Consider the following 14,070-nt stretch of genomic DNA (forward strand, 5'->3'; position numbering starts at 1 on the left):
ATGCACGGCGCACCGAAAAACAGGCTGCCCCTTGTGAGACAGCCTGCGTTAGAAATCAAGATTTATTTTTTCCGGACTGTGATCGTCCATGCTGCTTCATCAAGTTGTTCAAAGTTTGTGACAGTGTGGCCTGCTTCAGCTGCCCAGCGCGGGATACTTTCCGTTGCTTGCGTGCAGTCAAAATGGATGACAAGGTCATCTCCCGGCTGAATTTCTTCAATGGCTTTTTTTGCTTCGATTAACGGGAATGGGCAAACCTGGCCCATGACTTCCAATACTTTTTCCATCTTCCATTCCTCCTTATGCAGTGGTGACAGCCGTTTTCGCCGCGGTTTTTTGGCGCTTTGTTTGCGGGCGGACAAACATGAAATAGGAAGCCGTCCATGCGCCAAATATCATAAACAGCAGTGCAAACCAGCCCTGCCATGTCATCATTGCCGTTTTGACGAGGCCGTTGCCGATCGAACAGCCGCCTGCGACACTGGCGCCGAATCCCATCAAAATACCGCCAAAGAAACTGCGGATACCCGTTTTTGCATCCGGCATTCTAAAACGAAATTCGCGGCTCGCTTTTGCGGCGATAAAAGAACCGAGAAAAATGCCGAGCACGAGAAAAACGCCCCAGTTTACAAATGTTTGGTCACCCGTTACAAGGAACTGCAGAAGATTGGCAGTCGGCGTTGTAATCCCGAGGCCATCCATTCTTCCGGTTGCTTCGCTTAAAGGCCACGCTAAAATCGCAATAAGTCCGATAAGTACTGCTGTAAAAAACGGGTGCCAGCGTTTTTCAAACAAAAGATGCGCAAGCCCTTTGCGTTTTGCCTTCATCGCCGGAACCGCCACTTTCGGCTTCCGCATTTCCCTGATTAAAATGGTCAGTACAATCAGGGAAAAGACTGCGATAATGATCCAAATGTTAATCCCCAGTGTATCTGCAATCGCGTTTTTCGGAAGCTGTACGGACTGAAGGGAAGTGGTTACCGGTAAAAGCACGCCGGATTTCATCACGGCACTCATGACCATGTAGCCAAAGAGCGCGATCCAGCTGCCCAAAAGCCCTTCGCCGGCACGGTACCATGTCCCGGTTGCGCAGCCGCCGGCCATGACAATCCCTATCCCGAAAATATATGAACCAATGATAGCAGCAACCCACGGGAATGTGCCTGCAGCATATTTGATCATGCCAAGCTGAATAAGTGCGTAAACTCCGATGCTTTGAACGGCGATCGCAATTAACAGCGCATAAAACATGCGATTGTCTTTTGCAATATACATATCACGGAAGCCGCCCGTCAGGCAAAACCTGCCCCTTTGCATCACAAAGCCGAGCAATGCCCCGCAAATTAACCCTGTTAAAAGCATAAAACTCCCCCTTTAATCCTCACTAAATTTATGGGATTAATTATAGTAATATTCCGCCCCATTTTCAAGTGTTAGACACCAAAAAAGGACACCACAAATTTTCCCAGCCCAGGTTTGCTTTTACGGCGTTTACAAAAAGCCCCCTCAAAGTACGCCTCCATATTTTGCGGGTTCCGGCATTAGACCGGCAGCAAAGCCCCTGCTTATTGCCGTTTGCTGCTCTCATATTTGCCGCAAGCGGATCATAAAGTACTTTTTATAAGGAGTGATGCGAAGATGGAGCAAAAATTGCCGAATTTTACATCCACCCGTTTTCTGAAACAGCATATTTTGGATACGGTAAACTTTTATGCACCGCGCTGTATAGACAAAGTGTCCGGCGGATATATCAACTGCTTTCTTGATGACGGCACAGTATGCGATTATGAAACGAGACAACTTGTAGGCCAGGCAAGGTTTGTGTTTATTTTCAGTGTGGCGGCGTTGCTGGAGCCCGGCCAAGCGTACCGGGAACTGGCGGAACATGGCATTTCGTTCTTGCAGCGTCACCAGCGCGACCACAAACACGGCGGGTATTATTGGGAATTAAAGGGCCAGTCTGTATCCCATTCAGTGAAAAGAGCATATGGCCATGCCTTTGTTTTGTTAGCCGCAGCGATGGCAGCGAAAGCAGGCATATCATCTGCTTTTCCGATGATTGCGGAGACGTTTGAAGTATTGGAACGCCATTTTTGGAGGGAAAATGAGGGGCTGTATGTTGATGAAATCTCAGCCGACTGGTCAGAAGTCTCCCCTTATCGCGGACAGAATGCCAATATGCATCTGTGCGAAGCGATGATGACAGCGTATGAAGCAACCGGCAACAAGCGGTATCTTGAAAGAGCAGAACGCATTGCCGAGTCGGTCATGTTTCGCCTTCTCCCCCAGTCAGGTGGGCTGATTTGGGAGCACTATCATGAAGATTGGACGATCGATTGGACGTACAATTACGGCATTACAAAAAGTGAGCTTCATCCTTATGGCTTTATTTTCGGCCATTCGATCGAATGGAGCAAGCTGTTGCTGTTATTAGATCGGCTTGCTCCAGGCAATTGGCGGAAACCGGTGGCACAATCTTTATTCCAATCCGCTATTCACTTGGGCTTGGACCGGAAAAATGGAGGCATTTTTTTCAGCATGGCTCCAGGCGGGCGTATGATCGATTGTGATAAATATTACTGGGTCATGGCTGAAGCGATCGGTGCATCATCCCTGCTAGCCGCATCTGACCGCAATGCCTTGCAACTGTATCGTGATCTGTTTACCTATTGCTGGACCTATTTTGTTGATCAACAAAGAGGCGGCTGGTATCAACTGCTTAATCCGTGCAACCGCCGTTACAGCAATATAAAAAGCCCGCCGCCCAAAACAGATTACCATCCTGTAACGAATTGCCTCATCGCGCTTACGTCTTTTTCCCCATCCGGACTTACCGAATAGGGTTTGGGCACTGGTTCTGCATGTAAAAAAGCTACAGCGTAGCAAAACGGAGGTTAATCCATTTGGCAGCAGGTTTTTTAGGATACGGACAAAAGCTAATCCCGGTTATGAAGCGACAAAACCGCCCCCGTTCACATGAATAGTCTGGCCTGTGATATAAGAACCGTCGCTTGAAGCAAGCAACACATAGACAGGAGCCAGTTCATAAGGCTGGCCTGCGCGTTTCATTGGTACGTTATTTCCAAACGTTTTTACCATATCAGGAGAAAAAGTCGCAGGAATAAGCGGTGTCCAGATTGGGCCCGGGGCTACCGCATTCACCCTAATCCCCTGGTCAACGATGTTATTAGCAAGCGCACGCGTAAAGCTGACGATTGCCCCTTTCGTAGCTGTATAATCAATCAAATCTTTCCGGCCGATATAGGCGTTAATCGATGCAGTGTTGATAATGCTGCTTCCTTCAGTCATATAAGGAAGTGCGGCCTTTGTCATGTAAAAAAACGGATGCAAATTTGTATCAAACGTCGTATGCCACTGTTCGTCGCTAATATCCAAAAACCGGTTTTGAACAAATTGAACCGCTAAATTATTGACAAGAACATCTATTTTTCCGAATGTTTCAAGGGTGCAGGCAATGACATACTGACAGTGGTTTTTGTTGCGCAAATCCCCTGGAATCAAAAGGCAACGCTGCCCCAAATGCTCAATAGCCTGCTTCGTTTCTCTGGCGTCTTCATGTTCATCAAAATAAGCAATGACAATATCTGCTCCTTCTTTTGCAAAAGCCACTGCTACAGCCCTGCCAATTCCGCTGTCACCCCCACTAATGATCGCAACCTTGTTGTTCAGTTTTCCTGTTCCAATATAATGGGGATTGTCATAAACAGGACGGGGAATCATCAAATATTCAAATCCCGGCTGCCTCGTCTGGTGCTGGGGCGGAAATGTGTTCGAGACTTCTTCACACTTGATTTCTGATCCATAATAAGAAGATTTTGAATCCATGATTACACCTCTTTATCCATTTTCCTTAATGTATTCAGGCGAAAAAATAACGTTAATGCTCTATGCTCGGAACGGCAGAATGGATGGCCCCGATCCGCCGGTATGCGGGAGCTGGGCAAACATGGCCGTGTGGGGGATATAGCACGGTTATATTTCTTAATGGGCAGCTAAAAAATTCTTTTAAAGGGTATAATCAATCATAATGGCACCTTATTGAAGGAGGTGTTTTTTTGAAAGGGACGAGCAACGGTGTAATCGGGAAAATTTATTATCCTGTTATCTTTCTCCTTATCTGTATGATTGCGTTTTCCGCCATTTATTCGGTTTCAATTGGAACGGTCCACATACCAATTGAAAAATCAATGAATGTTTTGCTGCACGTCCTGACAAATGGCAAAATGGGGCACATTAAAGGGATGGAAAACTCCTCCTATTTTAATATCATTTATCAAATCAGAATGCCCAGAGTTATTTTTGCTTTATTGATTGGGATGGGCCTTTCTTTGTGCGGAATTGTGATGCAAGCAGTTGTGCAAAACCCGCTCGCTGATCCATATATTATCGGGATTTCTTCAGGAGGAACGCTTGGTGCGACCATTGTCATTTTGATCGGGTTTGGAAGCAATGCCTTGTTTGGCACATTTAGCATTGCATTTGGCGCTTTTATGGGTGCGATGGCAACATCCGTAGCAGTATTGCTTTTGTCAAGTGTTGGCGGAAAAGCAACATCTGTAAAACTGGTATTGTCAGGCGTCGTTGTCGGAGCATTGTGCAGTTCTTTTTCCAGCCTTGTGATTTACTTTGCCAACAATGCAGAAGGGATTAAAGACGTTACGTTCTGGACAATGGGAAGCCTTGCATCGGCGAGCTGGGAAAAGGTGCCGGTTTTGTCTGTTGTGGTCCTGATCGGCTCTTTGATTTTTCTTTTTCAGCACCGTGTGTTAAATACGATGCTACTCGGTGATGAGTCTGCCGTCACATTGGGCATTCATTTAAGTTTATTCCGCAAGCTCTACATGGTGGTCACAGCATTGATAACGGGTACGATGGTTGCTTATGCCGGCACAATCGGATTTGTTGGTCTGATCATTCCGCATATTTGCCGGGGTATTTTCGGCGCAGATCACAAACAGCTGCTTCCGGCAACAATCCTTTCAGGGGGGCTCTTTTTAATATGGGCGGACATTTTGTCCCGAATTCTAATCCAAAATGTAGAATTGCCCATCGGCATCATTACATCAGTGATCGGCTCCCCACTCTTTATCTATATGATTGTGAAAAAAGGCTATCAATTTGGAGGTTGAGGGAAGTGGAATTAACGGCGGAAAAGCTGCAAGTAAAAAGAGGCAGGAAAGAGATCATCAAAAACATGTCCGTGTTTGTCAAAGATAAACAGTTTGTCGGTTTAGTAGGCCCGAATGGATGCGGGAAGTCAACTTTGCTCAAAAGTATCTATAAAAGTCTTGTGCCGCAAAATGGGAGCGTTTTTTTAGATGACCTTAATGTACTGAAAAGCTCGGCAAAAAAAGTTTCAAGGCATTTAGGCGTAGTAGGGCAGTTCAATGAAATGAATTTTGATTTAACAGTCGAGCAAATGGTGCTGTTGGGGCGGACACCGCACAAGAAGTTACTGGAATCGGACCAGCCGGACGATTACAAAATTGTTGAAGAGGCATTAAGGAAAACGCAATTGCTTGAATATAAAACACGCAGCTATTTGTCATTATCAGGCGGGGAAAAGCAACGGGTGATTCTTGCCCGTGCCATAGCCCAACAGCCGGACTTAATGATTCTCGATGAACCGACCAACCATTTGGATATTCGCCATCAAATCGAAATTCTTTCCTGTGTCAAGCAATTTGGCATTAGTGTGCTGGCGGCTCTCCATGATTTGGATCTGGCTGTCGCCTATTGCGATTATTTATATGCCGTGAAAGGCGGAGAAGTATATGCACATGGAAAACCGGAAGAAGTGCTGACCTCGGAATTAATTGAGGAATTGTATGAAATCAAATGTCAAACTTATGTGAATCCTGTGACCAACCGGCTTGGATTTGCATACGAACTTTAAGGAGGATGGACAGACATGAAAAAAGGAATCTTTGCCGGTTGCCTCATCGCACTGCTTGTCCTTGCGGGTTGCGGGAACAGGGAAACGACCGGGTCGGAAAAAAATATGAAAAGCAAGTCGAATTATCCGCTGACGATTCATAACTATACAAAAGCAGAGGGCGGCACTACATATAAGAAAAAGGATCAGGTATTCAAGGAAGCCCCGAAACGGGTGATGGTTACGACAAGAACGGCGGCGGAACTGCTCCTTCATCTTGGCCTGAAAGATAAGATTGTCGGGGTAGGCGGGAATTTTGGCGCCCCGGACAAATCGGTTGAAAAAGACTATGCTTCATTAAAGATACTCAGTAATTCGTATGTCGGAAAAGAAGCGGCGCTTGGGACAAACCCGGACTTAATTGTCAGTCGCGGCGGCTTATTCGATAATGCCGACTGGGGTGTCGGAACGGTTGATTCTCTGAATGATATGGGGATTCATACCTATATTCTTGAATCATCCATTCCGGGCGGGACCTATGACTCAATATATAAAGATATTGACAATCTCGGAAAAATTTTTAATGTCCAGGAAAAAGCAAAACTATTTTCCAACAAATTAAAGGCGCGCCAGAAGAAGATTACATCGGAACTGTCAGGCATTCAAGAAACGAAGACATTCGCCTATTTACACATGTCTGATCCGAAAGAAATCAACATCTACTCTGCTTATAATGAAACTTTTTTCAATAATGCTTTTGGTATGTTAAAACTCAAAAACATATTTCAAAATGTGCGGGGGACTGTTAGTGTAGAGCAATTAGTAAAAGCCAATCCCGATGTATTGATTGTACTGAATTGGGAAAACAATGCCGATAAGGTCAAAAAGGCTCTTTATGAAAATCCCAAATTATCGAGTATGAAAGCAATCAAAAATAAGCAAGTTTACGCGATGGATTATAATGAGCTTTTCGGCTACAGCTACAACACACTCGATGGAATAGAACAACTGGCAAAGGAAATGTACCCTGATCAATTTAAATAGGTTTTTCTCCGTAACCCAAAGTTGGGAAACAAGGGAAGAACATTAGCCCATATGATTACGATGCATGCATTTTGTAATTTCCAGCATCCTATAGGTAAAACCAAAAATGATGGTGGAAAGGAAACGATACAGGATGGGTGCAATCAAGCATAATGGGTATACCTTTGAACCGGAGTTCAGTGTGGTCAGCCAAACCGGTGCCATTCATGTTTATCATGGAGAAAAATTTATTGAAGAAATCCGATTCGAATTTAATGGTGACTATCCCCAGCATGATTTAATAGAAGAATTGGTAAATCACTATTTGTATGAAAAACACCTTTAGTTCGTTAAAATGAAACCCAATTTGCCTGAATCCATACAGGCAAATTGGGTTTTTCCTTGCTGCACTCTGCCAGGCATTACCCTATTCTTCTAGGATCAGATGAACGTTCAGTTCCTGCATTTTTCTGTGAAAATAATTTCCTAGGTTTCCTCGTATATTACGGGCGGAAGCAGGCAAACCTAAACAAAGACCGAAAAAAGTCAATAAGAAAGCAGAGCTACCTGTGGGAGGTAACTTTGTATAAATCTTTTTGACTTTGGTTATACTAGTTAATTTGCTTTTCTTTAAAAGCCTCCTTGTTGATAAGCATGGAGTAAATGATCCGAAGCATTCGATGCGATGTGGCAACGAGTGCTTTTTTCTTTCCTCGTCGTGCTGCCAATGACCAATATTTTGCTGCTAACCATCTGTTTCGGCATCTTGACACTGCCCAAGCCGCCTCGCACATGGCGGATTTGATATGTGGATTCCCTTTTACCGTCCTTGTACTATACCGTTTTCCTGCACTTTCTTTGTTCCCTGGACACACTCCCGCCCATGATGCTAAATGTTGTGATGTTGGAAACTGACTCATATCTACACCCATTTCGGCGATAATGACGGCTGCTGTGTCTTTCTTAATGCCGGGTATCGTTAGAAGTAATTGAAGTTCTTCCTGATATTTCTGTAATAAAACATCAATTCTTTGTTCAATTTCGGTGATGAGGGATTCCAAATATTCAATGTGCTGCCAGGACTGACGAATCAGAAAAAGCTGATGCTCGTTTATTGTTCCAAATAAGGAATCCGCAATCTGCTGCTTTTTCGAAGCCATTTTCCCATGAATTCTTTCTTCAACATCCTTTACATCTACATATCCTTTTTCGATGAGGCGATTGAGCAGCTTTTTTCCTGAAACCCCAAACACATCTGAAATGACCGTACTTAATTTAACATTTGAGGCTTCCAATACTTTCTGAATCCTGTTCTTCTCAGAAGTTACGTGGCCAATCCATTTCTTTCTCAGCCTTGTTAAATCACGCAGCTCCCGAATATCTACCGGAGGGACAAAACTCTTTTCAATTAATCCATGGCGCAATAATTTTGCAATCCATTCAGCGTCAGAAACATCCGTCTTCCTTCCAGGTACGTTTTTAATCCTCTGGGCGTTCGCCAGGGTTATATCGAAGAAGTCCTCTAAGATATTGAACACGGGTTTCCAGTAGACTCCCGTACTTTCCATCGCAATGTGGGTCACATCATGGTCTTCGAGCCATTTTAACAACCGGAATAAATCTTTGGTCAAAGTCGGAAAGGTTTCTGTTTCCTTAATTAGTTCATCATCCTTTGAACCAATCAGAACACAAGCCACTATGGTTTCTGAATGAACATCCAATCCTGCACATCTTTCAATAAATACTTCCATCCAATCACTCCATAAAGATAGGATCACAAACAGTGAGTGAATTTGAAAATAAGCATTTTTCTGTACGTAGTCATCCTTCCATTTGGAAAGAGCTAACAAAGGGTTGAACACCAAATTCACTCAAACAGTTTTGTGTTCAGGGTCGAACCACCAAAAAAAGCCACGTATTATGAACTGTTTGTGTCTTTACCAATATGGACGGGAAGGAACTATTTTCATGCACGGGTTGGGAGAGAGACGATCATGAATGTTTTGTGATGATTTCTCTTTGCGTCAATTGTCCGGGGTTAAATTCAATTTTGATCTCTCCGTCATTTGTATCAGACAATCCGCGCTCAATCCCGTCCATCTTTTTCAATTCATGCTCGATCAACTGAATTTGGGATGGATCGGTTGCATTTTTGGCGTAAACGGTCATATTTTCCATAATATTCCTCCTCGTATAATAAGTTTAAATCCAAAGTGGATGTCAATTTCCAGTTCATTCTGCTGCTCATTGACAAGTGAATATAAGATTTTGTATTCCGGGCGAGCCCGGAATACAAGTTCGGACTTGGACGCTTCGCGATGTTCCCGGATAATGGTCTTAGGATCGTTTGGGTCAATGCTTCCCCTCCTTGTAGCCTGACTACTCGAAAAGTCTGCATCCCCAGGTTCTTGCTTGAACGTCTAACCCGTAGGCCGTTCCTCCGGATCTCCGTGCTGGAAATGAGCAGTTCCAGGCAGCCCACGGCCCGGATGAGTTCTCATACGCGAGGCTGACAGATCGGCAAGCCATCTGGGGATATCCCGAAGCGTCCGATTCCATCGATCCCAATACAGAGAGGAGGAAATCATATGCCCTTATTTGTCGGTATTGACGTGAGCTCCAAAAACCTCGATGCCTGCCTGATGGATGGAATGGGGGAAACGTTAGCCACCCAAACGGTGACAAACAATCTTCCCGGTGCCTCTGAGTTAAGAGACACCATCCTCCAACATGCGGAGGCGGATGACACCATCCAGATCGCCATGGAGGCCACATCTGTGTATAGTTGGCACCCGGCAATGTTTTTCCATGAAGATCCCGAGCTGAAACAGCGTCGTACAAAGGTGTTTACCCTGAATCCGAAGCTGGTGAGAAATTTCAAAAAGGCTTATGCCGAGATGGACAAGACCGATCCCAAAGATGCCTGGGTAATTGCGGACCGCTTGCGTTTCGGGAGATTGCCGAAATCCGTGATTCAGTCAGAACAATACCTTGCCCTTCAACGGTTAACACGGATGCGCTATCACCTGATTCAAAGTTTAACCCGGGAACAACAGGTATTTTTGAATCATCTGTTTTTCAAATTCAGTGCCTTTAACCTTGAAGTGGATACATCGGTCTTCGGCCATGCCATAACGGAATTTTTGCTTGAGGCCTATAGCCTCGATGAAATTGCCCAAATGCCTCTGGAGGACTTAGCGATGTATCTCCAGACCAAAGGCCATGGCCGCTTTAGCGATCCCGAGGATTTGGCCGCATCCATCCAAAAAGCTGCCCGGTCCTCTTACCGGCTTTCTAAATGTGTGGAGGATTCGATTGACTTGGTCCTGGGCAGTTCTATTGAGATCATCCGGCATCTTAAACGCCAAATCAAGGATTTGGATAAGGCGATTGCCCGCGTTCTTGATGGAATCCCGAATACCCTCCAGACCATTCCGGGAATAGGCCCGGTGAGCTGTGCTGGGATTCTCGCTGAAATCGGCGACATTGAGCGCTTTGACGACCAAGCCGCGATCGCAAAATTTGCCGGATTGTTCTGGCCCCGCCACCAATCGGGTGATTTTGAGGCTGATGACAAAATGCTTGCGCGTACAGGCAATCGTTATCTCCGGTATTACCTGGTTGAGGCTGCCAATCTGGTCCGGCGACACGAACCTGAGTACCGCGCCTTTTACCAAAAGAAATATCGTGAGGTGCATAAGCACTCACACAAACGCGCCCTCGTCTTAACGGCAAGAAAACTGGTGCGCCTGATCGATGCGCTGCTCCGCAACGATCAAATTTATGCGCCGAAAAAGAAGGTGACGCGATGAGGTAACCAGGTAACCATCATCGATAGCCTGAACTTGAAAACTTCCAGATTATTCCAATTATCTGGAGGCTTAGTTCAGTATTGCCATTTTTATGACATAGAGCCAACAAAATTTCCAATTCACTTGTTTTTAACCCTTGACATCACACCGTAGGACTTTTTGCTTCTAATGATAATGAAAATCATTATCATTTATACATCCATTTATCATTATAAATGCTTCCTTGTAAACGTCAAGCAGATTTTTGTGTATTCATAAAACTTTTTAGGTGCCTAAATTGCAACATTAAATGCAATACTTAATGAAATACCCGTAAACCTGAGATATAATAAACTGTGTTATGAAGCAATAAAACTAAATAGGTAGGGGATATAATGAAAAAGCAAATTATTCATGTCACAGTTGCGAGTTCTATTTTGTTTAGTGTGTCTGTTCCTTTTACAACTCATATAAAAGCAGCAGAAGTATCTAATCAGCAAGAAAATGTTCATTTAACAAATACTGAAACTCAAAACTTATTAAAGTTACAAAATGAATTGCAAGCTCATGGAATTGCTGAGACAGACATTGTAAATGGGATTCAATCAAGTTTATCTGGAGAAGACACTGAAAACCATGTTGTTACAACATTTGGCGTGAAATCGAAAGCAGCTAAAGTAGCGGCAAAGTCCATGATAAAAAAACTCAAAAAAATTGGTAGAATCTCATGGGATAGAACTGTAAGGAATTATGTTAATAAACTGCCTATTTCAAAAGGCTCGAAAAGTACCCTGAAAAAATATTTAAGTTACGAATTTGTAATGAAGACCCTTAATATTGTGGTAGACTTTGAGGGCACAATAACGAATGCACTAACAACTCAATTAAAAAATATGGGTGTACCTAGTTGGTTAGCTGGAACAGCTGCAAGAGCATTGGTAACCTTATTACTTTGAGAGAATAAGGATATAGGAGTGGGTATTCTATGGAGTGGTTCTTAAAATCATTGATAATCATAACAGGAGTATATGTTATTGCCAATATCCTTTTTGATTTAAATTTCAATCCTGAAATACATATTGTAACAAAAATCATTCAAGCTTTGTTCTTTCTATTGTTATTAATCTATATTGTTTTTTTTAAGACCGGATCAAAAAATAAATAATTGGAGCTTGCTGAACGAATCAGATACAAGCCCAGTTTTAAAATATAAAATAGTAAAGTGCAAATATTTCAAAAATAGCCCTGAGGTTTCCCTCCAGATTCATTTTGAGAAACTGAAGGGCTACTACTGTTTCACTGGTCTCCTGAAAGCATGTTCGAATAAGGCTTAACCCGCACCTGTGCTTACCTTCGCAAAAATCTTCCTTCAGCGGCGCTACGTTCAGAGGTATCCTGTCCTGCAACACGTTCTAAGGTTTTTCTTCCGTTTTGTATGGACGCCCCAACTTTGGCCCCCCAAAGAAACAAAAACAGGTGAACCGCACCCTCAGTGGGTTAAAATAGTTTTAGGATTAACATCTCACACTGGGAGGTTCACCTATACATAGCATAATTAAATATAAAGAAAATTTATTTTAATTCGTTGGTTGAAAGTCGCTTTGCATTTTTTCGTACAAAAGCGCATGCTATACAAGCCAAAGCAATAGCAGCCATCGGCAATAATAAACTTTCACGCAATGCTGTTAAATAACCACTTAAATGGCCGCCAAATTTTGTTGAAATATCAAAGACCGATTCAAATTCCGAACCATGATTCATGGCAGAAATTCTATTTTGTAATAAAGCCCCAACAGCCGCACTGCCTCCAACTGTTCCCAATTGGCGGACAGTATTCATCACCCCGGATGCTGCACCTGCAACTTCATCCTTCACTTCTTTCACGGCAACTGCTGCCGTCGGTGAAATTAATAACCCGTTTCCAAACCCAGTAATCACCATCGACAACATAAATTGCACCCAATAGTTATGGCCATTCATGATAAAAATAACCCATATCATCCCGATCAGGGTCAGCGCTAATCCTGCAAGCACAAGGTATTTCCCACCTATTTTATTTGAAAATTTTCCGGCAAATGGAGATACACACATGGAAATAAGTGATGCAGGAACTAACGTAAGTCCCGCCCTAAATGCATCATATCCCAAAATGGACTGAAAATATATCGAGAGAAGCAGCATTAACCCAAGGACGCCAATAGAAAAAAAGACTCCTACCACATTCATTAACGTGTAATTACGATCTTCAAACAAAGCAAATGGAATTAACGGATCCCGCTTCTGACGCAATTTTTGTTGAACATAGAATATGATAAAGATAACTACGGAAATAATAAGAATGCCGACAATGTACATGGACCATTTAAAGTGTTGGCCTTCAATTAATCCATAGGTTAAAAATAAACACGATAAAGAAACCAAGAGAACCCCCCATCAAGTCAAGCTGTTGTTTTGCTGAATTTCGGATTTCCGGGACAAATAGATAAGTGAATATAAAAATCAATACTCCGATTGGAACATTTATATAAAAAATCCAGCGCCAGCCTAACACACTGACTATGAATCCGCCTAAACTCGGACCTGCAACAGCAGCAACTCCACCTACCATTCCCCATATTCCAAGGGCCGTTCCACGACGCTCGGAAGGAAATAATCGTATAATAAATGTCATTGTCTGCGGTAAAAGCAGAGCTGCACCAAGTCCTTCTATAGCCCTAAATACAATGAGTTCCAAAGGGCTTGTGGAAAGTCCGCATAACAAACTAGAGATGGTAAAAAGGACAATTCCAATTGAAAACAATTGTCGTATACCAAATAGATCGCCAAAACGGCCGGCCGTAATTAAAAAAACGGCAAGCACCAATATGTATATATTTAGAACCCATAGCGCCTCATTAATGGATGCATGTAATGTTTCCATTAAATTCGGAATCGCAATGTTAACAATTTGTAAATCCAATTGAGTCATAAAAAAACCAAACGAAAGAATCGTCAACACTAACCAGGGATTTCCCTTCCATTTTTGAATATCAAGCATTTTTTCACCTCAAATCTATTAATTGTTCAAGAACTGCAATGGGCAGACCATCCTCTCAGCAGAGTAACAATGGCTAATACAGAACCAGTAGCATTAATTACGTTTACAACCCATCTCGGTGCAATCATCTCTGCACGATGCAGAATCTCAATTACATCCATCTTTTAAAAATTAGAATGGCTAAAGTAACAGCTGTAGCGGCAACTAAAACCATAACTGCCTTTGAACTTTATGATTTAAGAAGTTGACCTTTCAACAATAATTGCATCTGTATCCCTCCCTTCATTTTTATTACTGTATGGCCACCAATCCCCCTAGCAATC

General features: G+C 43.2%; 14 protein-coding genes and 1 pseudogene. 7 read left to right on the plus strand and 8 right to left on the minus strand.

The window, feature by feature from the left end:
* Positions 1 to 62: 62 nt before the first annotated feature.
* Both NST20_RS14700 and NST20_RS14705 read right to left on the minus strand, forming a co-directional pair.
* A complete protein-coding gene (locus tag NST20_RS14700) occupies positions 63 to 287 on the minus strand; it encodes a sulfurtransferase TusA family protein (protein WP_014096852.1) in 225 nt (74 codons plus the stop codon).
* Between the two features lie 13 nt (positions 288 to 300).
* Positions 301 to 1,362: a YeeE/YedE family protein gene (locus tag NST20_RS14705; protein ID WP_046721781.1), complete on the minus strand. Its 1,062-nt coding sequence runs from the start codon at positions 1,360 to 1,362 to the stop codon at positions 301 to 303.
* Between the two features lie 276 nt (positions 1,363 to 1,638).
* Here NST20_RS14705 and NST20_RS14710 point away from each other — a divergent pair, with 276 nt between their 5' ends.
* Entirely contained in the window at positions 1,639 to 2,841 is a 1,203-nt protein-coding gene (locus NST20_RS14710; protein WP_342399748.1) for an AGE family epimerase/isomerase, read from the plus strand.
* 105 nt (positions 2,842 to 2,946) lie between these two features.
* Here the strand turns inward: NST20_RS14710 and NST20_RS14715 are convergent, their stop codons facing one another.
* Positions 2,947 to 3,846: an SDR family oxidoreductase gene (locus NST20_RS14715; protein ID WP_342399749.1), complete on the minus strand. Its 900-nt coding sequence runs from the start codon at positions 3,844 to 3,846 to the stop codon at positions 2,947 to 2,949.
* 230 nt (positions 3,847 to 4,076) lie between these two features.
* On the opposite strand from NST20_RS14715, the gene NST20_RS14720 reads away from it, so the two are divergent.
* From NST20_RS14720 to NST20_RS14735, 4 genes are all read left to right on the plus strand, one after another.
* Entirely contained in the window at positions 4,077 to 5,150 is a 1,074-nt protein-coding gene (locus NST20_RS14720; protein ID WP_014096843.1) for an iron ABC transporter permease, read from the plus strand.
* 5 nt (positions 5,151 to 5,155) lie between these two features.
* Positions 5,156 to 5,917 (plus strand): ABC transporter ATP-binding protein, encoded by a 762-nt coding sequence (locus tag NST20_RS14725; RefSeq protein WP_035190149.1) that lies wholly within the window; start codon positions 5,156 to 5,158, stop codon positions 5,915 to 5,917.
* 15 nt (positions 5,918 to 5,932) lie between these two features.
* Positions 5,933 to 6,940: an ABC transporter substrate-binding protein gene (locus NST20_RS14730; RefSeq protein ID WP_014096845.1), complete on the plus strand. Its 1,008-nt coding sequence runs from the start codon at positions 5,933 to 5,935 to the stop codon at positions 6,938 to 6,940.
* Between the two features lie 133 nt (positions 6,941 to 7,073).
* Positions 7,074 to 7,265: a YbxH family protein gene (locus NST20_RS14735; RefSeq protein WP_013860638.1), complete on the plus strand. Its 192-nt coding sequence runs from the start codon at positions 7,074 to 7,076 to the stop codon at positions 7,263 to 7,265.
* 265 nt (positions 7,266 to 7,530) lie between these two features.
* Here the strand turns inward: NST20_RS14735 and NST20_RS14740 are convergent, their stop codons facing one another.
* Both NST20_RS14740 and NST20_RS14745 read right to left on the minus strand, forming a co-directional pair.
* A complete protein-coding gene (locus NST20_RS14740) occupies positions 7,531 to 8,670 on the minus strand; it encodes an IS110 family transposase (RefSeq protein ID WP_327076948.1) in 1,140 nt (379 codons plus the stop codon).
* Positions 8,671 to 8,911: 241 nt separating this feature from the next.
* Positions 8,912 to 9,097, minus strand: coding sequence for a DNA-binding protein (locus tag NST20_RS14745; RefSeq protein ID WP_342399750.1), 186 nt, complete (start codon positions 9,095 to 9,097; stop codon positions 8,912 to 8,914).
* 410 nt (positions 9,098 to 9,507) lie between these two features.
* Between NST20_RS14745 and NST20_RS14750 the strand changes: the two genes are divergently transcribed.
* Together NST20_RS14750 and NST20_RS14755 are read left to right on the plus strand one after the other, a co-directional pair.
* Positions 9,508 to 10,731 (plus strand): IS110 family transposase, encoded by a 1,224-nt coding sequence (locus NST20_RS14750; RefSeq protein WP_237349286.1) that lies wholly within the window; start codon positions 9,508 to 9,510, stop codon positions 10,729 to 10,731.
* Positions 10,732 to 11,105: 374 nt separating this feature from the next.
* Positions 11,106 to 11,666 carry a hypothetical protein gene (locus tag NST20_RS14755; RefSeq protein WP_013860643.1) on the plus strand — a complete coding sequence of 187 codons (561 nt, stop codon included), beginning with the start codon at positions 11,106 to 11,108 and terminating at the stop codon, positions 11,664 to 11,666.
* A gap of 246 nt (positions 11,667 to 11,912) precedes the next feature.
* Here NST20_RS14755 and NST20_RS14760 read toward each other — a convergent pair.
* From NST20_RS14760 to NST20_RS14770, 3 genes and pseudogenes are all read right to left on the minus strand, one after another.
* Positions 11,913 to 12,167: pseudogene (locus NST20_RS14760) on the minus strand (transposase); the annotation flags it as partial.
* A gap of 115 nt (positions 12,168 to 12,282) precedes the next feature.
* Entirely contained in the window at positions 12,283 to 13,131 is an 849-nt protein-coding gene (locus NST20_RS14765) for an MFS transporter (RefSeq protein WP_342399751.1), read from the minus strand.
* Positions 13,088 to 13,747 carry an MFS transporter gene (locus NST20_RS14770; RefSeq protein WP_017550689.1) on the minus strand — a complete coding sequence of 220 codons (660 nt, stop codon included), beginning with the start codon at positions 13,745 to 13,747 and terminating at the stop codon, positions 13,088 to 13,090. The genes NST20_RS14765 and NST20_RS14770 overlap by 44 nt, the downstream gene beginning before the upstream one ends.
* Positions 13,748 to 14,070 lie beyond the last annotated feature (323 nt).

Origin of the sequence: Weizmannia sp. FSL W8-0676 (assembly GCF_038593015.1) — a bacterium.
GTDB lineage: Bacteria > Bacillota > Bacilli > Bacillales > Bacillaceae_C > Weizmannia > Weizmannia coagulans.